Consider the following 23485-nt stretch of genomic DNA (forward strand, 5'->3'; position numbering starts at 1 on the left):
GACCTCGGACCACGCGCGCCACGGCGCACGTACCGGTGGCAGGTCTTCGGACTCGCGGGCGTTGCCGGCGCTGCACGCCGGAATTCCTACCGGCCGTCGCTTCCCGGATCGCATCCAGTGCTTCTGACGGCTGTCGTTCCCGCTCACCGCTGCGGGGCAGTCCCGGATTCGCACCGGGTTCCCTCTTGCCTCGTCCGAACCCGACGCGACCGGGTCGTGATGGGGCACGGACGAACCACCAGCACCATCAGGCTAGTCGTGGTCAGCTCCATAACAAGCCCGCACGGCTCATCGGAGGGAACTTGCAAGGGCCTCGCTCGGGTCCGGCACGGCGCACGACGTCGGCTTTCCCGACCATCGGGCGGCGCCGGAGATGTCGATCACAACGACCCGTCGGTCCGGCGTGCGCCGAGGGACCCGGACCGGACACCGTGGCGACCGGCCCGGGTCGCGGGCGGGTGTCAGTCCCAGTCGAGGGTCGAGCCCGATTGGTACTCGATCACTCTGGTCTCGAAGAAGTTCTTCTCCTTCTGCAGGTCCATCGCCTCCGACATCCACGGGAACGGGTTGTCGACCTCGGCGAACACCGGTCGCAGTCCCAGTTGGGCACACCGGCGGTTGGTGATGAAGTGCATGTACTGCGCGCACAGCTCGGCGTTGAGCCCCAGGATGCCGCGGGGCATGGTGTCGCGGCCGTAGGCGATCTCCAGCTCGCATGCCTCGGTCAGCATCCGCCGCACTTCCTCCTGGAACTCCGGGCTCCACAGGTGCGGGTTCTCGAGCTTGATCTGGTTGATGCAATCGATGCCGAAGTTCAGGTGGATCGACTCGTCACGCAGGATGTACTGGTACTGTTCGGCGATGCCGATCATCTTGTTGCGCCTTCCCAGCGACAGGATCTGCGCGAAACCGGTGTAGAACCACATGCCTTCGAAGATCACGTAGAAGGCGACGAGGTCACGCAGGAACGCCTGGTCGGCCTCGGGGGTGCCGGTCGTGAAGTCGGGATTCTCGAGGTTCTGGGTGTAGTGCAGTGCCCACGAGTCCTTGTCGGCGATCGACGGGATCTCCCGGTAGGCGTTGAACAGCTCTCCCTCGTCGAGCCCGAGGCTCTCACAGATGTACTGGAACGTGTGCGTGTGTACGGCCTCCTCGAAGGCCTGCCGCAGCAGGTACTGACGGCACTCGGGGTTGGTGATGTGGCGGTACACGGCGAGCACGATGTTGTTGGCCACCAGTGATTCCGCCGTGGCGAAGAATCCCAGGTTGCGCGTGAGCATCAGGCGCTCGTCGTCGGTCAGTCCGTCGCGCGACTTCCACAGTGCGATGTCAGCCTGCATCGACACCTCGGTCGGCATCCAATGGTTGGCACAGCCGGCGAGGTACTTCTGCCACGCCCAGCCGTACTTCATCGGCAGCAGCTGGTTGACGTCGGCACGGGCGTTGAGCATCGACTTCTCGCCGACCTCGACGCGACCGGCGCGTCGGTCGATCGCGCCGAGTCCGGTCATCGCCGTGCCGGAGGTGGGTTTGACGGTCATGGAGCTCGCTTCCGTGGTCACGTGCGGTGTCTTGTGGTCTCGGGTGCCCGTCACTGGCAGACCTCGCACTCGGGGTCGTCGACCGAGCAGGCGCCGTTCGAGACCGCAAACGAGCCGGGTGGGTCCACCGCCGGAACGGCGTTGAGCCTGCCGTCCGTGCCGCGCAGCGTGCTCTTCTCGACGTGGGTGGCCCCGGTGGATCGCAGGTAGTACGTGGTCTTGAGCCCGTGGCGCCATGCGAGCCGGTACAGCTCGTCGAGTTTGCGGCCGCTGGCGCCCGCGACGTAGAGATTCAGCGATTGTGCCTGGTCGATCCATTTCTGCCGGCGCGCGGCGGCGGCGATCAGCCACGACGAGTCGATCTCGAATGCGGTCGCGTAGAGCTCCTTGAGCTCGGCGGGGACACGGTCGATGTCACCGAGACGGCCGTCGAAGTATTTCAGGTCGGCCACCATCGCCTCGTCCCATAGGCCACGTTGCCGAAGGTCGTCGACCAGCGACGGGTTGATCGAGGTGAAGTCGCCGGACATGTTCGCCTTGACGTAGAGGTTCCGGTAGAGTGGCTCGATCGACTGGGCGACGCCGCAGATGTTGGAGATCGTCGCCGTCGGCGCGACGGCCATGACGTTCGAGTTGCGCATCCCCTGTTCGCGCACGCGATCTCGCAGCGTGTCCCAGTCCAGAGTGGATGAATGGTCGAGCTGGACGTCGCCGCCACGGGCGTCCTCCAGTAGGCGCAGCGAGTCCAGTGGCAGGATCCCTCGGCTCCACAACGATCCTTCGAAGGACTCGTAACGGCCGCGCTCCTTCGCCAGTTCGGCCGAGGCCGCGATCGCGTGATACGAGATCAGCTCCGTACTGTGGTCGGCGAAGGTCACCGCTTCCGACGAGGACATCGGGATCCGCTGCCGGAACAGCGCATCGGCGTAGCCCATGAGCCCGAGCCCGATCGGGCGGTGTTTCAGATTCGACCGACTGGCCTCGGGAATAGTGTAGAAGTTGATGTCGATGACGTTGTCGAGCATGCGAACGGCCGTGCGGATGGTGCGTTCCAACCGGGCGTGGTCGAGGCCGTCGGCGGTGACGTGCGCGGCGAGGTTGATCGAGCCGAGGTTGCAGACGGCGACCTCGTCGGCAGTCGTGTTGAGGGTGATCTCGGTGCACAGGTTCGACGAGTGTACGACTCCGGCGTGTTGCTGCGGGGAGCGGAGGTTGCACGGATCCTTGAACGTGATCCAGGGATGTCCGGTCTCGAAGAGCATCGTCAGCATCCGGCGCCACAGTTCCACTGCACGCACGCGGCGAAACACCGCCACTTCGCCGCGATCAGCTGCGGCCTCGTAGGCTCGGTAGCGTTCGTCGAACTCGGTGCCGTAGACCTCGTGCAGGTCGGGCGTTTCGTCCGGTGAGAACAGCGTCCAATCGTCGTCAGCCTCGACGCGGCGCAGGAACTCGTCCGGTACCCAGTTCGCGGTGTTCATGTCGTGGGTGCGCCGTCGATCGTCGCCGGTGTTCTTGCGCAGGTCCAGGAACTCGTCGATATCGATGTGCCAGGTCTCCAGGTAGGCGCACGCCGCGCCCTTGCGTTTGCCGCCCTGGTTGACCGCGACCGCGGTGTCGTTTGCGATCTTCAGGAACGGCACCAGGCCCTGTGAGGTCCCGTTGGTTCCTTTGATGTGGGCGCCCAGTCCGCGAACCGGGGTCCAGTCGTTGCCGAGGCCGCCCGAGTACTTCGCGAGCAGTGCGTTGTTGCGGTATGCCCGGAAGATCGAGTCCAGATCGTCGTCGACGGTAGTCAGGAAGCACGAGGAGAGCTGCGGTCGGGTGGTGCCCGCGTTGAACAGCGTCGGTGTCGAGCACATGAAGTCGAACGACGACAGTAGCAGGTAGAACTCGATCGCCCTCGCTTCGCGGTCGTCCTCGCGCAGCGCAAGTCCCATCGCCACACGCATGAAGAACGCCTGCGGCAGCTCGAACCGGGTGCCGCCGTGGTGCAGTAGGTATCGGTCGTAGAGCGTCTGCAGTCCGAGGAAGTCGAACTCGAGGTCCCGATCCGCGTCGAGCGCGGCGCCGAGGCGTTCCAGGTCGAACGTGGCCAGCTCGGGATCGAGCGCCTCCAGTTTGACGCCGCGCCGCACGTAGTCCGCGAAGTAGTCGGGGTAGCGGCCACGGATCTGTTCCTGATCCGCCTCGGCCGGTTCGCCCGCGACGAACGACAGCGCTTCGCGTCGCAGCGTGTCCAGCAGCAGTCGCGCGCTGACGCGCGAGTACTCGGGGGCGCGCTCGACGAAGGTGCGTGCGGCCATGACGAGCGCTTGGTCGAGCTCGGCTGTGGTCATCCCGTTGTAGAGACCGCGCCGCAGCTCCTGCAGCACGGCCGGAACATCTACATCGGACAGGCCGGAGCTCGCCTGTTCGACCAGCGTGCACACGCGCGTCCAGTCGAGTGGGCGGGTTTCGCCGGCTGCATCGGTGATCGTCAGACGGGGAGCGAGAGCCGGGTCGGATTCGGTGGTGCCGTCATACGGCGGCTCGTGGTGTGGCCGGTGTCGAACGGCCGGCGGCGATTCCGGTGCGGTGGGGGATACGGCGGTCGCGCGTTGAGTCACGTCACTCTCTCCTCGCGAGTCGTGGACGGCGCTCGCGAGCAGCTGGACGTGCGACGAATCGGAGCACGGATCGCTGCCGTTGTTCGTCGTCCGCGTCAGCCTTCCCGCGAGGCCCGGGACAGCGCGCACGGGTGTGCGCGCGCCGATGGCAGGTCTTCGGACTCGCGGGCACCGGCACCGTGTGCCGACCTACCGGCCATCGCTTCCCGGACCCCTGTCGTGTCCAGTGCTTCTGACGGCTGTCGTTCCCGCTCACCGCTGCGGGGCAGTCCCGGATTCGCACCAGGTTCCCTCTTGCCCCACGAAGGCTATTGCAGACTCCGTGGACCACCAGCGGAAGCAATACTACATCTTGTGATCCACACTTCCGCATCACCCAAGATGGGCGTGTCGTAGCGGCACTCGCGGTCACCGCGGCGTGGGCGTTGGTACTGCTCGAGCGCACCCTGGACGGGCGTCCCGCGTTGCGGTGGATCGTGCTGGCACTGGGGTGTCCTCGCCGGGACGGCGATCGCCGTCGGCGTGCACCGATTCCGGAAGGCCGTCGTCGTGGTGGCTGTGGTGACCGCGTTGGCGGGACTGTCGGCGACCGGAGCCTATGCGCAGACGACAGCGTCGGTTCACACACCGGCTCACTGCCGACGACCGGCCCGGCCGGCGACGGCACCGACCCGATGGGCCCCCAGGGCGGCCAGGGCGGCCAAGGAACGGGAACGACCGACGCCGAGCTCACTGCGGCGCTACAGGACACCGACACCGGCTGGCCGCGGCCGCCATGGGAGCACAGGGGCAGGGAAGTCTGTAGCTCGCCTCCGGACGTCCGGTGATCGCCGTCGGCGGATTCAACGGCGGCGACCCCGCACCGACGCTCGCTCAGTTCAAGCAGTGAGTGTCGGAAGTCGCAGCGTCGCCGGATAGGTGCGAGTTTGGGTGCGAAATGGTTCGCCATGGTGCCTTGTTCGCACCCATCGTGACGTCTCGAGTGAGCGTTTCCGCTGGTGACGCTGCTGTGCGACGGTTGCCGGGTGCCTCATAATCCCTTGGCCGTCGGTTCAAGTCCGACCCGGCCCACCCTCCTGAACTGCATGTTGCCCGATCGTCCATCTGGGTTTCGGCTCGCGGGTGCGGGTTTGGATTCGGGAGGCCTCCGGGTATGGCTCGCACTCGTTCCGCAGGCGACTCGTGTTGTCGTGTCGGTCATACGGCGCCAGCGGCTCGTAGGTGATCTAGCTGGTCGGGTGTGATTCCGAGCAGCTCAGTAAGGATCTCGGCGGTATGCTCGCCGACTCTTGGCGCCGAGCGGCGGATCCGGCCAGGGCTCGCGCTGAGTTTGACGGGAAGTCCGATGTGGGTCACCGAACCTAACGCTGTGTGCGGGGTGTCAACAACCATGTCGCGCGCTCGCAGTTGCGGATGTTCCGCAGCGTCTTCGATCGAGAGGATCGGGCCGAAGGGGATTCCCGCCTCCTCTAGACGGGCGGACAGCTCTTCGGTCGTGAGTGAGCTCGTCCATGCTGCGACGACACGTTCGAGTTCATCGATATCGGCCATGCGGCCCGCCACGTGCGATAGAGGCAACGACGGTGAGCCGGTCGCGGAGGTCGGTCACAGCTTCCGCGGCCATGAACACCAGCAGCGGTGGCACCGAATGGAGAACGATGCCGGACCATGAACCGGCCGCGAACGACGACCACGTGTTCATGACGTAGGTCGCGCCGAGCGTGAACCACTTCGCACGGCGCACCCACGGGCCCATCGGGACGCCGTACCTGGCCGTCACCTGCTCGGCGCGCAGGATCGCAATGAGTACGAGCGACACCGTCGGGTCGAGCAGCCACGCAGCGAGCCATGGAAGCGACCATGTCGATGAGCCCGCTGCGGCGAAGTGCTGGACGTTGGTCATCGTGAACGCCAGGCCGAGCGTGATGCCCGCCCAGCACAAGCGATCCACCTGAACGCGGACACGTTCGATACGTGCCACTTCCGTGGGGGTGGCGGGTGGCCGCCCGGAGGCGGCCGCCCTGTCCCCATCCTGTCGGCGGATCATCGCCGACCACCCCGTGTCCGGGGAGCATCTGCGGTCGTCACCGTCACGGCCTTCGTGATCGCGTGAGCCGCAAAGAGCGCCGGAACCGCGAGTATGCCCAGCAGCAGGCCGTGGTTATTGGGGGCGGCCACGAGCACCGCCCACTGGACACCCACGATCAACAGGGCTGTGACGACAACCCGGCCGAATAGCGACAGCAGACGAGCGCTCGGGCGTTCGTCCTCCCGCCGCTTCCGGCGCTTCATCGCCGCCACCTTCCACAGGACGACCACGCTGAGCGCCGCTCCGATGGCGACCAGCGGCTGTACGAGCGACGCGTTCATTCGTCGTCACCGCCCTCGCGCTGGTCGTGCCGATCCCGCCAGATCAGGTACAGCGCTCGTCGGTCCTGTTCAGGCAGAGCGCCCCACACTCCGGTCGTGAAGGGGCCCGACTGTCGGAGTTCCAGTTCGAGGCACATCTCCTGCACCGGGCAGTCCCGGCAGATCTCCTCGGCAAGCCGGCGATCGGTGGCGTCGTCGCCAGTCCATTCGGGGATATCGCCGAAGGTGTAGAGCCACATGCACGAGCCGTCGCGGCGCACGACGTGCTCGAGCACGTTCTCGGGCACATCGGCATAGTGGCCGAGGTCTTCCGCAAGGGCTGACAGGAAGTCGTCGAAGTGATCGAAGTCCTTGGGGTTCCTCATCGCGCACCCCCATACCGCGCGACTTCCCGGACCATGCGTCGCTGTTCGGCGATGCGGCAGGGGTCGACGACGCTGCCCGTGGCCTTCGCCTCTTCGAGGAGCTGGTCGAGAGCCTCCGCGGGGACGACGTAGCGCGAGCGGAGCCGGACGGCCGGGAAGTCGCCCTCGCGGATGATGCGATACAGCGTCGATGCCCCGACTCGGAGGAGCTCCGCGGCTTCCTTGACGGTGTAGAACGCTGGTTGGGGTTTACGGTTTCCTGTGGTTTCCGGGCTGCTCTCTCGAGGCGTTCCGTTCTGGTTTATTTCCATGACTTCGATTCAAGGAAAAATCGATCCCACCAACCATGCACGACCAGTGCGGAACAAATGCAGAACCAATGCAGGACCCATGCGGGTCGGCATTTTTCTGCCTTTTTCGGCAAGGTTCTCGTCGCGTCGGTGGATGCGTCTGCGTGGGCTGTTCGTTCTCGGTTCTGCACCCGATGTCGATTATTTCATCTTTGTAGAGATGAAATCATCGATGGTTCGGTTGAAGTGTTCTCTGTATGGCGGTCGGTCCGGCGGCGGCGCGTCTTCGTCCGCTACGGTGTGGCGCGGGAACGGGAACACGGAGGAGTGCGTGTCGGAAGACTGGGCCGCGGTCGCGAAAGCCATCAACGATCGCGTCAAAGAGCTCGGCTGGCGCCAGCGTGAATTGGCGGAACGGTCGCAGGTGTCCTCCGCAATCGTTCGTGAAATCCAGCGGAACACGGTCAACCGCAAACGTAGCCCGCGGACGCTCGAATCATTGTCGATAACTTTGGGCTGGCATCCCGATTACCTCGACGCGGTTCTGAACGGTCGTCAGCCGCCCGAGGGGAATCTCGAAACGCCAGATACCGCGGCGGAGCGGCTCGAAAAGCGCATGGATTCGCTCGATAGTCGCCTCTCACGGATAGAAGCCGGACTGGCGGCCGTGGTCGAACAGTTGCGGGAGCTGACGAGCCGGCGGGAGCGTTGACGATGCCGACGGAGTCATGGACCGGACGTACCGCCTGCGCTCTTCAGCGTGCTTTCCGCTTCAGCCACGAGAGGTTTGCCGCACACCTCGACATCGGTGTCCGGACGGTCGCCTCGTGGCATCAAAACCCTGGTATCACCCCGAAGTCCAATATCCAGCAGCTGTTGGAAACCGCCTACGAGCGCGTATCAGCGTCGGTTCGCCAGCGGTTCTCCGACGAGCTGGGCGGAGCCGCTGACGCGGACTCGGGCCCCACGGACACGGCAGCACACGCGGACGCCGAAAGGCGGCTGACAGCGGACCCGAACATGAGTGCTGCGCTCGAATGGCTCGATACGTACAGCGACAGGGAAGCGGGCGCACACCGCCAGCAGGTGGCGGAGCGCCTGGCCGCGATCGACGCCCGCGAGCTCCGTGACCGCGGAACCCGGCGAGGCGGAGTGACCTCGGCGCAGGTCGCTTACGCGCTGGAGCAGTACTACGGGCGGGCCACCGGCGGCTACGGCCGCTACACCGCGAGCGTCGCTGGTAAGCACGTCAGCACGACGATCCTGACCCGGCCGGAATGGCTCGACCTCGCATGCCCCCTCGCGACGACGTCAGACGGCCTGGTGTTCGACGAGCAGGATCGAGGAGCCTTGACGGTCATCGATGAGCTGACCACGGACGCAGCCGTGACACGTCTTGCGGAGACGCTCGAGCTCGGAATGCGGCTCGTGAACATGCCGCTGTACGGGCTCGAGAGTGTCCAGGTCGGCGCCGATGGCATCGGCGGCTGTGTCGGAGTAGTGCCGTTCGTGGAGTACGCGCTGACGATGGACCTGCTCGAAGGGGAGCTCCTCGACGCGCTCGCAAGTGGCAACGGCCTGGCCGCCGGCGAACTGCCACTGCGGGACCGTTTCCTGCCCGAACTGTCGTCCGTCGCCGACCCCAGCAGCCGAGTGTGCACGGGCGGGGCGCTTGCGCTCTGCGCCATTGCGCGCCCGGCGGGGCTGCACGGTGACGCCGACTACCTGCTCCTCGTTCAGCAGCGGTCCGGCAACGTCCTCAACGCCAACCGTCAGCTTTCGGTCATTCCCAAGGGGTTCCACCAACCGATGGCGGACCTGCGCGGCGATACTCGGCTCGGACTGACGCTCTTGCGGGAGGCCGAGGAAGAGCTGTTCGGGCGCGACGACATCGACAACACCCTCGGCGACCAACGAAGCGCTGATCCCATGCATCCCAGCCGGTTAACCGCTCCGATGCGGTGGCTTCTCGAACGCCCCGTCGGCGAGCGGATCAGGATGGAGTGCACCGCGTTCGGCTTCAACCTCGTCAGCGGAAACTACGAGTTCCCCAGCCTGATCGTCATCGAGGACGAGGAGTTCTGGGTGCAGTACGGCGGACAGGTTGAGGCGAACTGGGAGGCGTCCAACCTACGTCGATACTCCACGCGCGACCCGGAGCTCCTGACCGAGCTGATCAGCGAGGTAACGTGGAGCAACGAAGGACTGTTCGCGTTCCTGCAGGGCCTCCGGCGGCTTTCCGAGATCGGCGGACAGCGAGTCAAGCTGCCGTCCATCGCATGGGAGACACGGTGACCGAAAGCTGGCACACCGGCAACGCAGCCGAAGACGGCGTCGACACCCGAGGCTGGATCGTGGGTCACTTCCTCGACCCATCGCACGGCGTCCGCTCCACCAGTGATGTCGAAGTCAAGTGGGCCACCCACCCTGAGGGTGACAAACGCGCCGGCTGGACCACTGACGACCAGCGGACCACCCTCGTCATGCTCATCAGCGGCCGCTTCCGAGTCGAGTCAACGCAGGGCGACGCGACGTTCACGAAGCCCGGCGACTACGCGACCTGGGGGCCGGGCGTGGACCACACCTGGGAAGCTCTCGAAGAGTCGGTCGTTCTCACGGTGCGGTGGCCGTCGGTCTGACCTCCGGGTACCTCAGCTCGGTCGTCTCGTGCCGATGTCCGTGACTCCTGTGGCTGAGCCTTCCGATTGCTCGACGACAGTCGCGCGCTTGCCGCGACTCGCCGTTACGAGGCCGTCCGACTGCAGCTGTGCGATCGCGCGGTGCGCCGTTCCTGTTGACACGTGATAGCGGCTCGCCAACTCGGTGACAGTGGGGAGCGTCGAGCCTGGCGGTAGGAAGCCTGCCGAGATCGCGCCGCGGATGTCGGCTGCGATCTTCTGGTACGGGTTCGATGTGTCGGGCTCGAGCGGAGACCGCGGGTTGCCTTGGTGGTCGATCGCAATTGGCGCGCTCGGCATGCGACCGGTGAGTTTCCCCGCAGCTTTCTGATCGGCTTCCGCGACCCACGCGGAGTACACACGGAGGGTGGTCGTGCCACCGCCTCCGTGTCCCAGGCGCCCTGCGACGGTCCGTACGTCCACGCCGGCGGCAATGAGTTCGGTCGCCGAGTAGTGCCGAAGTTGGTGCAGGTTCATCTTCCAGCCGAGGGATGCGCACATGCGCCGGTAGCGTTGCGTCACGCTGCTTGGTTTCAACCACGTCTCGTGATCGACGTCGCGGGAGAAGACGCGGCTGTCGGCGTCGAGGATCACGCCAACGCTTCGGGCTTCTTCTTCGCAGTGCTGTCGGTAGATGCGGAGCAGGGCGACGGTCTCCGGATCGAGCGTGATCCGCCGCTGTTGGTGGGTCTTGGTGTCCTTCTCCCACGTGTGCCCGTTTTCTTGGGCGATGCTGGTGCGGACGGCCATGCTCGCGTTGTCGAGATCGAGGTAGTCCCAACGCAGCGCGCAGAGTTCGCCTCGACGCGCTCCCGTTGTCATCGCGACCCACACGAGCATTCCCCACGGCAGGTCCTTGAACGCTTCGTTGATGATCGCGGTCGCCTGCTCAAGTGTCGGTGGGTGTGGATTGGATGGTGGTCGTTTCGGGGGCTGCGCCTGTTCGAGCGGGTTGACCGCGATCCACTGCCACCGGATGGCGGCCTTCATCGCGCCGCTGAGGCAGGTGTGGATCTTGCGAATCGACGCAGGTGCGAGCGGCTTGCAGGTGTGCGGTCGGCAGGAGTCGTCGCACGTGTGCGGCCGGGCCGTCTTGTGTTCGACGAACGGCTTCCCGCCGCAGTGGTCGCGGCACGTTCGGAGAGTCCGGTAGAAGGAGTCCAGGACCTCGCCGTTCAGACGCGCCAGCGGTGTGACCCCGAGCAACGGCTTGATATGGGTGTCGATCGCGATGCGATATCGCGTCCGCGTGCTCTGGTCGACGTCCACGTACTCGAGGTATCGATCCATCAGCTGGCCGACTGCCGCGTTGGTCCGCGGGTTCCGGCTCTCGTTGACCTCGTTGACCAGCCGCGTGAGGACCTTCTGAGCTTCCTTCTCCGCCTTCGGCCCAGCGGGAACGGTCTCGCGGAGGTAGTGACGCTTCCCACTGAGAGGGTCGATGCCGGCGTAGACCTTCACCCGCAGTGCGCCACTGCGGAGTTGCTCGATCGAGCCTCGGGAGCGCCCCTCACGCTGCTTCATGGTGCGAGCGTAACGCGACTCGCACCACAACCCGCACCACGCGAAACTGGTCGCGATCATGAAAAACGGCCCGCGACTGGCATTTCTGCTGCTCACGGGCCGTTTGATCGGGCGCCCTCGGCAGGATTCGAACCTGCGACACCTGCCTCCGGAGGGCAGTGCTCTATCCACTGAGCTACGAGGGCCCGCCACCTCTCGGTGACGTCAGCAGCCTATCGCATCCCCTTCTCGCCCCGTGCGCGTGGTCCCCGATTACTCCCGTGTGAGCTCCACCGCCGCGTCTGTCGTGCTACGCCAATTTCGGGTTAGGGTTACCTGTAGTGCACACATGCGTATGTCGCTATATGTCTGGAGAGGGGACCGATGGGGCACGGTCATGGACACGGCCACGGGCACGCCGGCCTGTCGGCGTCCGGCGCGCACCAGGGCAGGCTCGCCGCCGCCCTCGCTATCAGCGCCGGGTTCATGGTCCTCGAGTTCGCCGTCGGCTTCGCCACCTCGTCGCTGGCGCTCATCTCCGACGCCGCGCATATGTTCACCGACGTCCTCGGTCTCGGCATGGCCCTCGTGGCCGTCGTGCTCGCCCGCCGCAGCGGCCCGACGTTCACCCGCACCTTCGGCCTGTACCGCGCCGAGGTGCTCGCCGCGCTCGCCAACGCCCTCCTGTTGTTCGGCGTCGGCGGATACGTCGTCTACGAGGCGATCAGCCGCATCGGCGACGCCCCCGAGGTGCCCGGCCTGCCCGTGCTCGTCGCGGGCACCGCAGGCCTGGTCGCCAACATCGTCGCGTTCGCGCTCCTGCGCTCCGGCGCCCAGGAGAGCCTCAACCTGCGCGGCGCCTACCTCGAAGTCCTCGCCGACCTCGTCGGCTCCGTCGCCGTCCTGATCAGCGCAGCCTTGACGCTGCTCACCGGCTGGCGCTACGCCGACCCCATCGCCGGTGTGGCCATCGGCGTGTGGATCCTCCCGCGCACCGCCGTCCTGGCCGCCCGCTCGCTGCGCATCCTGTTCCAGCACGCACCTCGTGGCGTCGACGTCGCGGGGATCAGTGCCCGCCTCGCCGAACTCGACCACGTCGACGACGTGCACGACCTGCACGTGTGGACGCTGACGTCCGGCATGGAGGTCGCCTCGGCCCACCTGACCGTCGGGCCGCAGGCCGACACCTCCGACGTGCTCGCCTCGGCCAGGGACGTGCTGTCGGCCGACTACGGCATCGAACACGCCACCCTGCAGGTCGAACCCCGCGAACACGCGCGCCGATGCGAACAGCTCACCTGGTGAGCCTCAGGGGAACGGCAGCGGCTCGGCGTCCCGCTCGGCCAGCATGTGCCGCATCGTGTCGGCCTCGGGCCGCTGCGAGGCCAGCATGCTCGTGGCCAACGTGCTGACCGCCGTGATCCGGGCGTGGTTGCGGCCGTACTCGGCCATGCTCACGCCGCCCTCGTGGTGTCGCAGCATCAACTGCAGGAAGTAGACGTCCAGGCGCTCGCCCGACAGCGACCGCATCTTCGCCAGCTCCTGCTCGGTCGCCATGCCCGGCATCGCCCTGCTGCCCCCGACCTGACCGCCGGACGGGCCCGACGGCGCGGCCTCCGACTCCGAGGCCGCCGTCGAGTTCTCCTCGGAGCTCGAATCGTGGTCGTGGCCGCCCATCGGCTCCGACATCCAGGTCATGTACTCGCCCGCGGGCTCCTCGGGTTTGCCCCACAGCATCAGCCAGCCCTTCATGCGGCCGATCTGCTCGGTCTGGGTGCTGGCGATGTCGAACGCCAGCTGCTTGACCGCCGGATCGGTGCTGTGGTCGCGGGCCCAGTTGGCCATGGTCACGGCCTGCAGGTGGTGCACCGACATGTCCTGCGCGAACCCGACGTCCACCGGCCCCGGCATCGCCGACTCCTCGCCCTCGGTGCTGCGCGCCACCAGCAGGCCGACGGTCGCGCCGACCAGCAGCAACGCCAGCGCCGCCGCGCCGAAGATGACGTACCTGGGCCACTCCCGCTGCCGCGGAGGGCGGCTCTCGTCCCGTTCCGGCGAATCCGGCGGATCCTGGCCGTCGGATTCGGTCGTGGGCTCGGTGGAACGCGGTTCGTCTGGCTTGTCGGTCATGTGCGCTGCGGAATCCCTGGAACGGTCGGGTCGGGCTGGCGGAGTGACCGAAAGGTTACTGCCCGCCGCCCATCGACTCGTCGACGGCGTTCTGCGAACCCTGGTAGTCCATCGGCTTGGCGTCCTTGCCCGGCTCGCTCGGGTCGAACTTCGGCGGGTTCTCCGGGTCGAACTGGCCCGGGCCGAGCGCGTCACAGGAGGCGCCGACCTCCGGATACGTGTTCGCGTTGCGCTTGAGGGCGGCGATGAACTGGTCGATGCGCTCGTCGTCGACGTCGTCGACCTTCAACTGGTGGCCCCACGACTGCAGCGACACCGGCTTGTCGAGGTTCGGGTACGGGGAGAGCATCATGAACGGCTTGTTCTCGACCCGGATCCGCAGCGCCTCGAGGTCCTCGCCCTTGACCTGCTCGGGGTCGTAGGCGATCCACACGGCGCCGTGCTCGAGCGCGTGCACCATGTTCTCGTTACGCACCGCCTCGTCGTACACCGTGCCGGTGCACGAGGCCCAGAACCCGTCGTGCGGGCCGCCGAACGGCGGCGCCTGGTCGTAGGCGACGCGCTCGTTGGGCAGCACGTGGGCACCGGCCTGGTACTCCGCGGTCTGCACGCCGCGGATGTTCGTCGACGGGTCCGGGTTGTCCTTGCTCGGCGTGAACTGCTCGGCCGCGGCCTGCTCCCGGTCTTTCTGTTCCCTGGAGTCGCTGGATGCGACGTAGTAGTAGCCGAAGACGCCGCCCGCGAGCAGCACGATCGCCACGACGGCGATGATGGTGCCCCACGGGATGTTCTTCGTGCCGACGGCCGACCCGCGTGCCGCCTTGACCGCGTTCGGCTTGCGGTTGCCCTTCTTGCCGCTGGCCATGGCTCCAGTTGTCTCCTTCGGGACCGAGTACCCCGTCGGGGAGTGTAGGGATACGAAAACCGACACCGGGTGGCGCCTCGGTGAAGTGCCGCACAACCGCACCCGGGCCGTCCCCGAGCGCCTATGCGCCCGCGCACATCGAGGGAGAGCCGGTGACAGAGCGTCGTCGCCCCCGAACGTACACTCGCCGGGTGACTCCCTCCGCCCTTGCTGACCTCGTGCGTTCGTCCGCCGTCACGGTTCTCGAGGCCCGCGGCCTCGACACCGGCGTGCTTCCTGAGCAGGTGACGGTGGAGCGACCCCGCAACCCGGAACACGGCGACTACGCGACCAACGTGGCGTTGCAGGTCGCGAAGAAAGTAGGGATGGCGCCGCGCGAGCTGGCCGACGCCCTCGCCGCCGAGCTGGCCGCCGCCGACGGCGTCGAGTCCGCCGAGGTGGCCGGACCCGGGTTCCTGAACCTGCGTCTCGCCGCCGACGCCCAGGGCGAGATCGTGAACCGCGTGCTCGCCGAGGGCGAGGCGTTCGGCCGCGGCGACGCGCTCGCCGGAACGCGAATCAACCTGGAGTTCGTCTCGGCCAACCCGACCGGGCCCATCCATCTCGGCGGCACCCGCTGGGCCGCCGTCGGGGACGCGCTCGGGCGCGTGTTGTCGGCCCAGGGCGCCGAGGTCACCCGCGAGTACTACTTCAACGACGCGGGTGCGCAGATCGACCGTTTCGTCTCCTCGCTGCTGGCCGCCGCGCAGGGACAGCCTGCGCCGGAGGACGGCTATGCGGGTGCCTACATCGACGAGATCGCCAAGGCCGTCCTCGCCGAGGAACCGGGGGCGTTGTCGCTGCCCGAGAACGAGTGCAGGGAGACGTTCCGCCGGATCGGCGTCGGCCTCATGTTCGAGGAGATCAAGCAGAGCCTCCACGAGTTCGGCACCGATTTCGACGTCTTCTTCCACGAGGACTCGCTGCACTCGAGCGGCAAGGTCGCCGCGGTCGTGGAGGAGCTGAAGGAAACCGGCGCGCTGTACGAGTCCGAGGGCGCCTGGTGGATGCGTACGACCGACCAGGGCGACGACAAGGACCGCGTCGTCATCAAGAGCGACGGCGACCCCGCCTACATCGCGGGCGACATCGCCTACCTGCGCGACAAGGTCGAGCGCGGCTTCGGCCTGTGCATCTACATGCTCGGTGCCGACCACCACGGCTACATCGGCAGGCTCAAGGCCACCGCGGTGACCCTGGGTTACGACGCGGACGTCGTCGAGGTGCTGATCGGCCAGATGGTCAACCTGGTCAGCGGCGGCAAGCCCGTGCGGATGAGCAAGCGCGCCGGAACGGTCGTGACGCTCGAGGACCTGGTGGAGGCCGTCGGCGTCGACGCGGCGCGCTACGAGCTGACGCGCTACTCGGTCGACTCCAGCATCGACATCGACCTCGACCTGCTGCGTAAGCACACCAACGAGAACCCGGTGTTCTACGTGCAGTACGCGCACGCGCGGCTGGCGTCGCTGCAGCGCAACGCGGCCGAGCTGGGCATCGAGCGCAAACCCGCGGACGAGGTGGACCTCGGGCTGCTCTCGCATCCCCGCGAAGGGGACCTCATCCGCACGATCGGCGAGTTCCCGAGCGTGCTGGCCAAGGCGGCGGAGTTGCGGGAACCGCACCGCATCGCCCGCTATCTCGAATCGCTGGCGTCGGCGTACCACAAGTTCTACGACGTCGCGCGCGTGCTCCCTCAGGGCGATGAGGAACCGACCGACCTCACGTTCGCCCGGTTGGCGCTGTGCGAAGCAGCGCGCCAGGTGCTCGCCAACGGACTGTCCCTGCTCGGGGTATCCGCCCCGGAACGGATGTAAGCAAGGAATGTGTGCACACCCCGCGGGGCCCCGGCACGCCGAGGTCTACCCGCACGCCGATCAGGCAGGTTTCCCGCCGTCCAGTTCGGACGAGATCGACCGGCTGCACGCGAAGGTGTGGCCCCGCAACACGTTCCGCGGTCCGGACGGCGTGGTCCGTATCGCCGGAGTGGACGTGCGCGAGCTCGCCCGCACCTACGGCACGCCGCTGTTCGTCATCGACGAGGCCGACTTCAAGTTCCGCTGCGCCGAGTACGCCGCCGCCTTCGAGGACCCGGCGCTCGTGCACTACGCGGGTAAGGCCTTCCTCTGCACCGAGGTCGCCCGCTGGGTCGCAGGCCAGGGGCTGAGCCTGGACGTGTGCAGCGGAGGAGAACTCGAGGTCGCCAGGCGCGCCGAGTTCCCGCCGGAGCGGATCACGTTCCACGGCAACAACAAGTCGGTCGACGAACTCGAGGCCGCCGTCGACGCGGGGGTCGGCACGGTCGTGCTCGACTCGTACTACGAGATCGCCCGCCTCGCCGAGATCGCCGCGCGCAAGGACGTCGTGCAGCAGGTGCTGGTGCGCGTGACGGTCGGCGTCGAGGCGCACACCCACGAGTTCATCGCCACCGCCCACGAGGACCAGAAGTTCGGCTTCTCGCTCGCGTCCGGGGACGCGGCGGAGGCCGTGCGCCGGGTGCTGAACGCGCCGTCGTTGCAGCTGGTGGGCCTGCACAGCCACATCGGCTCGCAGATCTTCGACGCCGACGGTTTCGAGGTGGCCGCGCGGCGCGTGGTCGGCCTGCTCGTCGAGTTGCGCAAGGAACACGGCGCCGAGGCGCTCGAGAGCCTCACCACCGTCGACCTCGGCGGTGGGTTCGGTATCGCCTACACCGAGAAGGACAACCCGCCGCCACCCGCGCAGCTGGTCACGCAGATCCGCGACATCGTGCGCAAGGAGTGCGCGTTCGCCGACATCCCGGTGCCGCGGATCGCGGGGGAGCCGGGGCGCGCCATCGCCGGTCCCGGCACGGTCACGCTTTACGAGACCGGCACCATCAAGGACGTCGTGCTCGGCGACGAGGGGGTGCGGCGGTACGTCAGCGTCGACGGCGGGATGAGCGACAACATCCGCACCGCGCTGTACGACGCGGCCTACGACGTGCGCCTGGTCTCCCGCGCCGGTGACGACGGCCAGCCGGAGCCGGTGAACGCCGTCCTGTCCCGCGTCGTGGGAAAGCACTGTGAGTCCGGTGACATCGTCGTCCGTGACTGCTGGTTGCCGGAGACCCTGGCACCGGGCGATCTGCTCGCGGTCGCCGCCACGGGTGCGTACTGCTACTCGATGGCCAGCAACTACAACCGTCAGCCGCGGCCGGCGGTGGTCGCCGTGCGGAACGGCTCCCACCGGCTGCTGCTGCGCAGGGAGACGTACGACGACATGCTGCGGCTGGAGGCGTCATGAGCGACCCTTGTGCGCTTCTCGCTCGTGTAAGCCGACCGGGTGCGGGTGTCCCGCAGGTTCTGGAGGTGTCATGACGGAGCCGGTCAAGGTGGCCCTGCTCGGCTGCGGGACCGTCGGCAGTGAAGTGACTCGCATGCTGCTGGACGACCCGGGCGAGCTCGCCGCGCGCGTGGGCGCGCCGGTGGAGCTGGCGGGCATCGCGGTGCGGAGGCCGGACAAGCACCCGGAGCTGCCGCAGGAGCTGGTGACGGCCGACGCGACGGCGCTCATCGACTCCGATGTGGACATCGTGGTCGAGCTGATCGGCGGTATCGATCCGGTGCGCGGTTGGTTGCTTTCGGCCCTGCGTAAGGGGAAATCGGTCGTCACGGGTAACAAGGCCTTGCTCTCGGAGCATGCGGGCGAGCTGGCCGACGCCGCCGCCGAGTCGGGTGCCGACCTGTACTACGAGGCCGCCGTCGCGGGGGCCATCCCGTTGCTGCGCCCGGTGCGCGAGTCGCTGGCCGGTGACCGCATCACGCGGGTGATGGGCATCGTGAACGGCACGACCAACTTCATCCTGTCCGCGATGGACTCGACGGGTGCCGGCTACGCCGAGACGCTCGACGAGGCCACGCGGCTCGGGTATGCCGAGGCCGATCCGACGGCCGATGTGGACGGTTACGACGCCGCGTCGAAGGCGGCCATCATCGCGTCGCTCGCCTTCCACAGCCGGGTGACGGCGGCCGACGTCTACCGCGAGGGCATCGCGGGCATCAGCTCGTCGGACATCACGGCCGCGAAGTCGTTGGGGCGTACGGTCAAACTGCTGTCCATCTGCGAGCGGGTGACCGAAGAGGACGGTTCGGAGTCGGTGTCGGCCCGCGTGCATCCGGTGATGATCCCGCGCTCGCATCAGCTCGCCGGCGTCAGCGGTGCCTTCAACGCCGTGTACGTCGAGGCCGAGGCCGCGGGGCAGCTGATGTTCTACGGCCAGGGCGCGGGCGGTGCCCCCACGGCCAGTGCCGTGCTCGGCGACCTGGTGTCGGCCGCCAGGAACAAGGTCGCCGGAGGGCGTGGTCCGCGCGAGTCCGCGCACGCCGCGCTGCCGGTGCGCCCGATGGGGCAGACGCCGACGCGTTATCACGTGAGTCTCGACGTGGCCGACAAGCCTGGCGTGCTCGCGCAGGTGGCGCAGGTCTTCGCGGCTCACGGCGTGAGTATTTCCACCGTGCGCCAACGGGATCGGCGTTCCACCGCGAGCCTGGTCGTGGTCACGCACCAGGCTCCCGACGCCGCGTTGCGGTCCACTGTGGATGAGATCGACAAGCTCGACGTCGTGCGCGAGGTCGTGAGTGTGATGCGTGTGGAAGGCGAGGCGGAGTGAGCAGCGAGAGCGCGGTGGGCGCGGTGGGTGCGAGCGGCGCCGTGAAGGCGGGCTGGCCGGGGATCATCAAGGCGTACTCGTCGCGGATCCCGATTCCCGAGGGCGCCGAGGTCGTGACGCTCGGGGAGGGCAACACGCCGTTGCTGCCCGCCCCGCACCTGTCGGAGCTGACCGGTGCGTCGGTGTATCTCAAGGTCGAGGGCGCGAACCCGACCGGGTCATTCAAGGACCGGGGGATGACCGTCGCCATGACGCACGCGAGGGCGAGCGGGCTCAAGGCCGTCATCTGCGCCTCGACGGGTAACACCTCGGCGTCGGCGTCGGCGTACGCCGCGCGGGCCGGTCTCGCCACGGCCGTGCTGGTGCCACAGGGCAAGATCGCGCTCGGCAAGATGGCGCAGGCGGTGCTGCACGGCGCGCGGATCCTGCAGATCGACGGCAACTTCGACGACTGTCTCGAACTGGCGCGCAAGACTGCGGCCGACTATCCGGTGACGCTGGTGAACTCGGTCAACCCGGTGCGCCTGGTCGGCCAGAAGAGTGCGGCGTGGGAGATCTGTGACGCGCTCGGGTACGCACCGGACATCCACTGCCTGCCCGTCGGCAACGCGGGCAACATCACCGCCTACTGGGCCGGCTACACCGAGTACGCCGCCGACGGGATCGTCGAGGCGACCCCGCGCATGTTCGGATTCCAGGCGGCGGGGGCAGCTCCGCTCGTGCGGGGTGAGCCCGTGACGGAGCCGGAGACGGTCGCCACGGCCATCCGCGTGGGCAGCCCGGCCTCGTGGGAAGGCGCGGTGAAGGCGAAAACGGCCAGCGGGGGACTGTTCGACGCCGTGACCGACGAGAAGATCCTGGCCGCCTACCGGCTCCTGGCGAGCAAGGAGGGCGTGTTCGTCGAGCCGGCCTCGGCGACGAGCGTCGCCGGATTGCTCGCGACCGCCGACGACGGCCGGATTCCCAGCGGTGCCACCGTTGTCTGCACGGTCACCGGGCACGGCCTGAAGGACCCCGGCACGGCCCTGGAGGGCAACGTCGAGGTCGAACCGCTCGCCGTCGACCCGCGTGCCGTGGCGTCCGCATTGGAGCTCTCGTGAGGTTCACCGTCCGGGTTCCGGCCTCGACGGCGAACCTCGGGCCGGGATTCGACTCGCTCGGTCTTGCGTTGGCACTGCACGACATCGTGGAGTTCGAGACCACCGAGTCCGGTGTGGACATCGAGGTCCTCGACGCGGGTGCCGGCGACATGCGCAAGGTGCCGCGCGGGCCGCGGCATCTCGTCGTACGGGCGTGGGAGGCGGCGTGCGCCCGGCTGGGCATCACGCCGCCTGGGCTGCGGTTGCGGTGTCACAACGCGATTCCGCACTCGCGCGGGCTCGGGTCGTCGGCGGCGGCGATCGTCACGGGAATCGCGGCCGCCTACACGGTCGCGGGCCGCGAGCTCGACGCCGACGCGCTGCACCTGGCTGCCGAGTTCGAGGGACACGCCGACAACGTGGCCGCCAGCCTGTACGGCGGGTTCGTCGTGGCGTGGTCGTCGGGGGAGCGGTTCCACGCGGAGCGGCTGACCCCGCACGAGTCGATCCGGCCCGTCGTGGCGGTGCCGCCCACGCAGTCCTCGACCCACGAGACCCGCGGACTCCTGCCCGACCGGGTACCGCTGGCCGACGCCGTGTTCGCGGGCAGCCGCACCGCGCTGGCCGTGCACGCCATGACCCGGCGGCCGGACCTGCTGCTCGACGCCACCGACGACCGTCTCCACCAGGGGTATCGCAGGCCCGCCTACCCCGACACGATGCGGCTGGTCGACGGACTGCGGGCCCGCGGCGTGGCTGCGGCGGTCTCCGGTGCCGGACCGACCGTGCTCGCGCTGCCCTACGGTGACGGCACAGATGACGGCCGGGGGAACGCGGCGGGAATATTCCCCCCGGACCTCGACGTTGACGGATACGACGTCACCGAGCTGGCGATCGACCTGGACGGAGTGCAGGTCACCCGGGCCTGAGCGGCCCCGGTGCGCGGCCTCGTCCCGGCTCTCGTCCCCACGAGCGTGTGCCCACCGGTAGTGAGGCACGCCACGGGGCGGGGTGGTTGTTGCACCCACAAGGTGGGCGGTCTACGCTCGGGGGCGTTCGGTCACCGTGCTCGATATCCGCACCCGGTGATGGTCTCGGGAACATCTCCCGGATACATCTTCCGTTGTCTCTGAGGTCAGCGGGGGTACCCGGTATCACGGTGGTCGGCCCCACCTCTTGCAAGCGGCGTCGCCGCTGCGACACCCACGTCTCAGCGCCGGCCGCATGCAGAGAGCCGAAACGCCGTCTCGCAATTCGGACGCGGGCGGCGGTCCGCTGGTTCACCGACAAGGCGTGGACCGGTCAGGAAGGACATGTGTGAGCAACACCGATCTTTTGAGCGGCGACGCGAACGCCCAGGCAAGCGCGCCGGGTGACGGGGAGTCGCAGGCAGGCGGTGCAGCATCGACGCCGAAGCGGCGTCCTGGTGGGCTGTCCGGCATGGTCATCGCCGATCTTCGTGCTCTCGCCACCGAACTCGGCATCGGCGACACCACGGGCATGCGCAAGGGGGACCTGATCGCCGCCATCCGCGAACGGCAGGGCAAGACCAAGAAGCCCCGCGGCGGCGAGACGCAGTCCGCCGAGGCGACCCTGCCTCTCGACACCGAGAGCAAGCCAGCCAGGTCGAACGCCAGGACGGCGCAGAAGAGCACCGACGAACAGGCCGGGGCCGAGCAGAAGGTTCAGACCGGTTCGGACGGTGACTCCACCGCGAAGGCCGACGGCACCGCGAAGGCCGACGGGTCTGCGAACGGCGCGGCCAAGGGCGACAAGGCTGCGAAGGCCGACAAGGCCGAGACCCGGGGCGGCGCGAAGCAGAAGCCCGAGGGCGACGCCGAATCCGGTCAGTCCGGTGAGGGTGGCGGACGCCGTCGCCGTCGCGGCGGTGCCGGTCGGGGCACCGACAACGGCAACGCTGGCAACGCTGGCAACGGCGGCAGCAACGCCGGCGGCCAGGACCGTTCGGACGACGAGTCCGGCGACCGCAAGCAGAACAACCGTGGCGACAACAACCGTGGTGACAACCGCGGAGACAACAACCGCGGAGACAACAGCCGGGACGGCGGCAAGGACAACCGGGACGACGACGAGCGCGGCGGCCGCCGCGGACGTCGCTACCGGGACCGTCGCCGTCGCGGAGGCGGTCGTGGCGAGGGCGACACGGAGATCCGCGAGGACGACGTGCTGCTGCCCGTGGCCGGCATCCTCGACGTGCTCGACAACTACGCGTTCGTGCGCACGTCGGGGTACCTGCCGGGACCGAACGACGTCTACGTCTCGCTGTCGCTGGTCCGCAAGCACGGCCTGCGCCGCGGTGACGCGATCACCGGTGTCGTCCGCCAGCCGCGTGAGGGCGAGCAGCAGCGGCAGAAGTTCAACCCGTTGGTGCGTGTCGACTCGGTCAACGGACTCGACTCCGAGGTCGCCAAGAAGCGCCCCGAGTTCACGAAGCTGACGCCGCTGTACCCCAACGAGCGGCTCCGCCTCGAGACGCAGCCCACCAAGCTGACCACCCGCGTCATCGACCTGGTGATGCCGGTCGGCAAGGGCCAGCGTGCACTCATCGTCTCGCCGCCGAAGGCCGGTAAGACGACGATCATGCAGGACATCGCCAACGCGATCACGACGAACAACCCCGAGTGCCACCTGATGGTCGTGCTCGTGGACGAGCGTCCCGAAGAGGTCACCGACATGCAGCGGTCGGTGAACGGCGAGGTCATCGCCTCGACGTTCGACCGCCCGCCGTCGGACCACACGACGGTCGCCGAGCTGTCCATCGAGCGGGCCAAGCGGCTCGTCGAGATGGGTCACGACGTGGTCGTGCTGCTCGACTCGATCACCCGCCTCGGCCGTGCCTACAACCTGGCGGCCCCGGCGTCCGGCCGGATCCTCTCCGGTGGTGTCGACTCGACGGCGCTGTTCCCGCCGAAGCGGTTCCTCGGCGCGGCCCGCAACATCGAGGACGGCGGTTCGCTGACCATCTTCGCCACCGCGATGGTGGAGACCGGTTCCACCGGCGACACGGTCATCTTCGAGGAGTTCAAGGGCACCGGTAACGCCGAGCTCAAGCTCGACCGGAAGATCGCCGAGCGCCGCGTGTTCCCCGCGGTCGACGTCAACCCGTCCGGCACGCGCAAGGAGGAGCTGCTCCTCTCGCCGGACGAGCTGGCCGTCACGCACAAGCTGCACCGAGTGCTGCACGCGCTCGACTCGCAGCAGGCGATCGACCTGCTCATCGACCGGCTCAAGAAGTCGAAGACGAACATCGAGTTCCTGATGCAGATCTCGAAGAGCACCCCGGGCGCCGACGAACAGCAGTAGTCCTCGCCCGAGACACGCGTGTGGCCCCCGTCGAACGCCGGCGGGGGCCACACGCGTGTTCGGGG

General features: G+C 67.9%; 20 protein-coding genes, 1 tRNA gene, 1 pseudogene and 2 riboswitches. Of the genes and pseudogenes, 11 read left to right on the forward strand and 11 right to left on the reverse strand.

Going from position 1 to position 23485, the window contains the following annotated elements:
• Positions 1–20 precede the first annotated feature (20 nt).
• Positions 21–250, reverse strand: a riboswitch (cobalamin riboswitch).
• Positions 251–461: 211 nt separating this feature from the next.
• Both IF64_RS0121825 and IF64_RS0121830 read right to left on the reverse strand, forming a co-directional pair.
• Complete coding sequence (locus IF64_RS0121825; protein WP_051758061.1) at positions 462–1541, reverse strand: ribonucleotide-diphosphate reductase subunit beta; 1080 nt, start codon at positions 1539–1541, stop codon at positions 462–464.
• Positions 1542–1591: 50 nt separating this feature from the next.
• Positions 1592–4150, reverse strand: a complete 2559-nt coding sequence (locus tag IF64_RS0121830; protein ID WP_281292241.1) for a ribonucleoside-diphosphate reductase subunit alpha — start codon at positions 4148–4150, stop codon at positions 1592–1594.
• A gap of 130 nt (positions 4151–4280) precedes the next feature.
• A riboswitch (cobalamin riboswitch) is annotated at positions 4281–4497 on the reverse strand.
• A gap of 476 nt (positions 4498–4973) precedes the next feature.
• Between IF64_RS0121830 and IF64_RS28325 the strand changes: the two genes are divergently transcribed.
• Positions 4974–5039, forward strand: coding sequence for a mannosyltransferase YkcB-related protein (locus IF64_RS28325; RefSeq protein ID WP_484266851.1), 66 nt, complete (start codon positions 4974–4976; stop codon positions 5037–5039).
• A gap of 308 nt (positions 5040–5347) precedes the next feature.
• Here IF64_RS28325 and IF64_RS26755 read toward each other — a convergent pair whose 3' ends face one another.
• The 5 genes and pseudogenes from IF64_RS26755 to IF64_RS26295 all read right to left on the reverse strand — a co-directional run bounded on the left by IF64_RS26755 (position 5348) and on the right by IF64_RS26295 (position 7196).
• The gene (locus IF64_RS26755) at positions 5348–5701 is read right to left on the reverse strand and encodes a CoA transferase (RefSeq protein WP_145600400.1); all 354 of its coding nucleotides are present in this window, start codon (positions 5699–5701) and stop codon (positions 5348–5350) included.
• A gap of 13 nt (positions 5702–5714) precedes the next feature.
• Positions 5715–6197 (reverse strand): annotated as a pseudogene (locus IF64_RS0121835) (hypothetical protein); the annotation flags it as partial.
• Positions 6194–6520: a hypothetical protein gene (locus tag IF64_RS0121840; RefSeq protein ID WP_030534036.1), complete on the reverse strand. Its 327-nt coding sequence runs from the start codon at positions 6518–6520 to the stop codon at positions 6194–6196. The pseudogene IF64_RS0121835 and the gene IF64_RS0121840, both read right to left, overlap by 4 nt.
• Positions 6517–6885, reverse strand: a complete 369-nt coding sequence (locus IF64_RS0121845) for a WhiB family transcriptional regulator (protein ID WP_084706029.1) — start codon at positions 6883–6885, stop codon at positions 6517–6519. Before IF64_RS0121845 ends, IF64_RS0121840 begins: the two co-directional genes overlap by 4 nt.
• Entirely contained in the window at positions 6882–7196 is a 315-nt protein-coding gene (locus IF64_RS26295; protein ID WP_051758062.1) for a helix-turn-helix domain-containing protein, read from the reverse strand. The genes IF64_RS0121845 and IF64_RS26295 overlap by 4 nt, the downstream gene beginning before the upstream one ends.
• Before the next feature lie 79 nt (positions 7197–7275).
• Between IF64_RS26295 and IF64_RS28165 the strand changes: the two genes are divergently transcribed.
• From IF64_RS28165 to IF64_RS0121860, 3 genes are read left to right on the forward strand one after another with little or no spacing between them, the layout of a single operon-like run.
• Positions 7276–7887 carry a helix-turn-helix transcriptional regulator gene (locus tag IF64_RS28165; RefSeq protein ID WP_342779922.1) on the forward strand — a complete coding sequence of 204 codons (612 nt, stop codon included), beginning with the start codon at positions 7276–7278 and terminating at the stop codon, positions 7885–7887.
• A 2-nt stretch (positions 7888–7889) separates the two neighbouring features.
• Positions 7890–9470, forward strand: a complete 1581-nt coding sequence (locus IF64_RS0121855; protein ID WP_030534039.1) for a hypothetical protein — start codon at positions 7890–7892, stop codon at positions 9468–9470.
• Positions 9455–9814, forward strand: coding sequence for a DUF4198 domain-containing protein (locus tag IF64_RS0121860; protein WP_246134750.1), 360 nt, complete (start codon positions 9455–9457; stop codon positions 9812–9814). The genes IF64_RS0121855 and IF64_RS0121860 overlap by 16 nt, the downstream gene beginning before the upstream one ends.
• Positions 9815–9826: 12 nt before the next feature.
• On the opposite strand, the gene IF64_RS0121865 is transcribed toward IF64_RS0121860, so the two are convergent.
• Both IF64_RS0121865 and IF64_RS0121870 read right to left on the reverse strand, forming a co-directional pair.
• Complete coding sequence (locus IF64_RS0121865) at positions 9827–11377, reverse strand: tyrosine-type recombinase/integrase (RefSeq protein WP_157575531.1); 1551 nt, start codon at positions 11375–11377, stop codon at positions 9827–9829.
• Positions 11378–11489: 112 nt separating this feature from the next.
• Positions 11490–11562, reverse strand: a tRNA-Arg gene (locus IF64_RS0121870).
• Between the two features lie 178 nt (positions 11563–11740).
• Between IF64_RS0121870 and IF64_RS0121875 the strand changes: the two genes are divergently transcribed.
• Positions 11741–12661: a cation diffusion facilitator family transporter gene (locus IF64_RS0121875; RefSeq protein WP_030534042.1), complete on the forward strand. Its 921-nt coding sequence runs from the start codon at positions 11741–11743 to the stop codon at positions 12659–12661.
• A 3-nt stretch (positions 12662–12664) separates the two neighbouring features.
• Here the strand turns inward: IF64_RS0121875 and IF64_RS0121880 are convergent, their stop codons facing one another.
• Together IF64_RS0121880 and IF64_RS0121885 are read right to left on the reverse strand one after the other, a co-directional pair.
• The gene (locus tag IF64_RS0121880; protein ID WP_030534043.1) at positions 12665–13486 is read right to left on the reverse strand and encodes a DUF305 domain-containing protein; all 822 of its coding nucleotides are present in this window, start codon (positions 13484–13486) and stop codon (positions 12665–12667) included.
• A gap of 55 nt (positions 13487–13541) precedes the next feature.
• Positions 13542–14351 carry a thioredoxin-like domain-containing protein gene (locus IF64_RS0121885; protein ID WP_030534044.1) on the reverse strand — a complete coding sequence of 270 codons (810 nt, stop codon included), beginning with the start codon at positions 14349–14351 and terminating at the stop codon, positions 13542–13544.
• 191 nt (positions 14352–14542) lie between these two features.
• Here IF64_RS0121885 and argS point away from each other — a divergent pair, with 191 nt between their 5' ends.
• The 6 genes from argS to rho all read left to right on the forward strand — a co-directional run bounded on the left by argS (position 14543) and on the right by rho (position 23420).
• Complete coding sequence (gene argS / locus IF64_RS0121890; protein ID WP_030534045.1) at positions 14543–16204, forward strand: arginine--tRNA ligase; 1662 nt, start codon at positions 14543–14545, stop codon at positions 16202–16204.
• Between the two features lie 7 nt (positions 16205–16211).
• Positions 16212–17651 (forward strand): diaminopimelate decarboxylase, encoded by a 1440-nt coding sequence (gene lysA, locus IF64_RS0121895; protein ID WP_030534046.1) that lies wholly within the window; start codon positions 16212–16214, stop codon positions 17649–17651.
• 70 nt (positions 17652–17721) lie between these two features.
• A complete protein-coding gene (locus tag IF64_RS0121900) occupies positions 17722–19017 on the forward strand; it encodes a homoserine dehydrogenase (protein WP_030534047.1) in 1296 nt (431 codons plus the stop codon).
• A complete protein-coding gene (gene thrC / locus IF64_RS0121905) occupies positions 19014–20117 on the forward strand; it encodes a threonine synthase (protein ID WP_051758063.1) in 1104 nt (367 codons plus the stop codon). Before IF64_RS0121900 ends, thrC begins: the two co-directional genes overlap by 4 nt.
• Positions 20114–21025, forward strand: a complete 912-nt coding sequence (gene thrB, locus IF64_RS0121910; RefSeq protein WP_030534049.1) for a homoserine kinase — start codon at positions 20114–20116, stop codon at positions 21023–21025. Before thrC ends, thrB begins: the two co-directional genes overlap by 4 nt.
• A gap of 388 nt (positions 21026–21413) precedes the next feature.
• On the forward strand, positions 21414–23420 hold the full coding sequence (gene rho, locus IF64_RS0121915) for a transcription termination factor Rho (protein ID WP_030534050.1): 2007 nt from the start codon (positions 21414–21416) through the stop codon (positions 23418–23420).
• Positions 23421–23485 lie beyond the last annotated feature (65 nt).

The sequence above is a fragment of the Prauserella rugosa genome (genome assembly GCF_000719975.1).
Taxonomy (GTDB): Bacteria; Actinomycetota; Actinomycetes; order Mycobacteriales; family Pseudonocardiaceae; genus Prauserella; species Prauserella rugosa.

Bases quoted from the DNA above. Each gene is read 5' to 3' on its own strand.
- IF64_RS0121885 (WP_030534044.1), bottom strand. From the start codon at position 14,351: ATGGCCAGCGGCAAGAAGGGCAACCGCAAGCCGAACGCGGTCAAGGCG.
- IF64_RS0121900 (WP_030534047.1), top strand. From the start codon at position 17,722: ATGACGGAGCCGGTCAAGGTGGCCCTGCTCGGCTGCGGGACCGTCGGC.
- IF64_RS0121840 (WP_030534036.1), bottom strand. From the start codon at position 6,520: ATGAACGCGTCGCTCGTACAGCCGCTGGTCGCCATCGGAGCGGCGCTC.
- IF64_RS0121845 (WP_084706029.1), bottom strand. From the start codon at position 6,885: ATGAGGAACCCCAAGGACTTCGATCACTTCGACGACTTCCTGTCAGCC.
- IF64_RS26755 (WP_145600400.1), bottom strand. From the start codon at position 5,701: ATGGCCGATATCGATGAACTCGAACGTGTCGTCGCAGCATGGACGAGC.
- IF64_RS0121875 (WP_030534042.1), top strand. From the start codon at position 11,741: ATGGGGCACGGTCATGGACACGGCCACGGGCACGCCGGCCTGTCGGCG.
- lysA (WP_030534046.1), top strand. From the start codon at position 16,212: ATGTGTGCACACCCCGCGGGGCCCCGGCACGCCGAGGTCTACCCGCAC.
- IF64_RS0121860 (WP_246134750.1), top strand. From the start codon at position 9,455: ATGGGAGACACGGTGACCGAAAGCTGGCACACCGGCAACGCAGCCGAA.
- IF64_RS0121880 (WP_030534043.1), bottom strand. From the start codon at position 13,486: ATGACCGACAAGCCAGACGAACCGCGTTCCACCGAGCCCACGACCGAA.
- IF64_RS0121855 (WP_030534039.1), top strand. From the start codon at position 7,890: ATGCCGACGGAGTCATGGACCGGACGTACCGCCTGCGCTCTTCAGCGT.
- IF64_RS28165 (WP_342779922.1), top strand. From the start codon at position 7,276: ATGCGGGTCGGCATTTTTCTGCCTTTTTCGGCAAGGTTCTCGTCGCGT.
- IF64_RS0121825 (WP_051758061.1), bottom strand. From the start codon at position 1,541: ATGACCGTCAAACCCACCTCCGGCACGGCGATGACCGGACTCGGCGCG.
- IF64_RS26295 (WP_051758062.1), bottom strand. From the start codon at position 7,196: ATGGAAATAAACCAGAACGGAACGCCTCGAGAGAGCAGCCCGGAAACC.
- IF64_RS0121865 (WP_157575531.1), bottom strand. From the start codon at position 11,377: ATGAAGCAGCGTGAGGGGCGCTCCCGAGGCTCGATCGAGCAACTCCGC.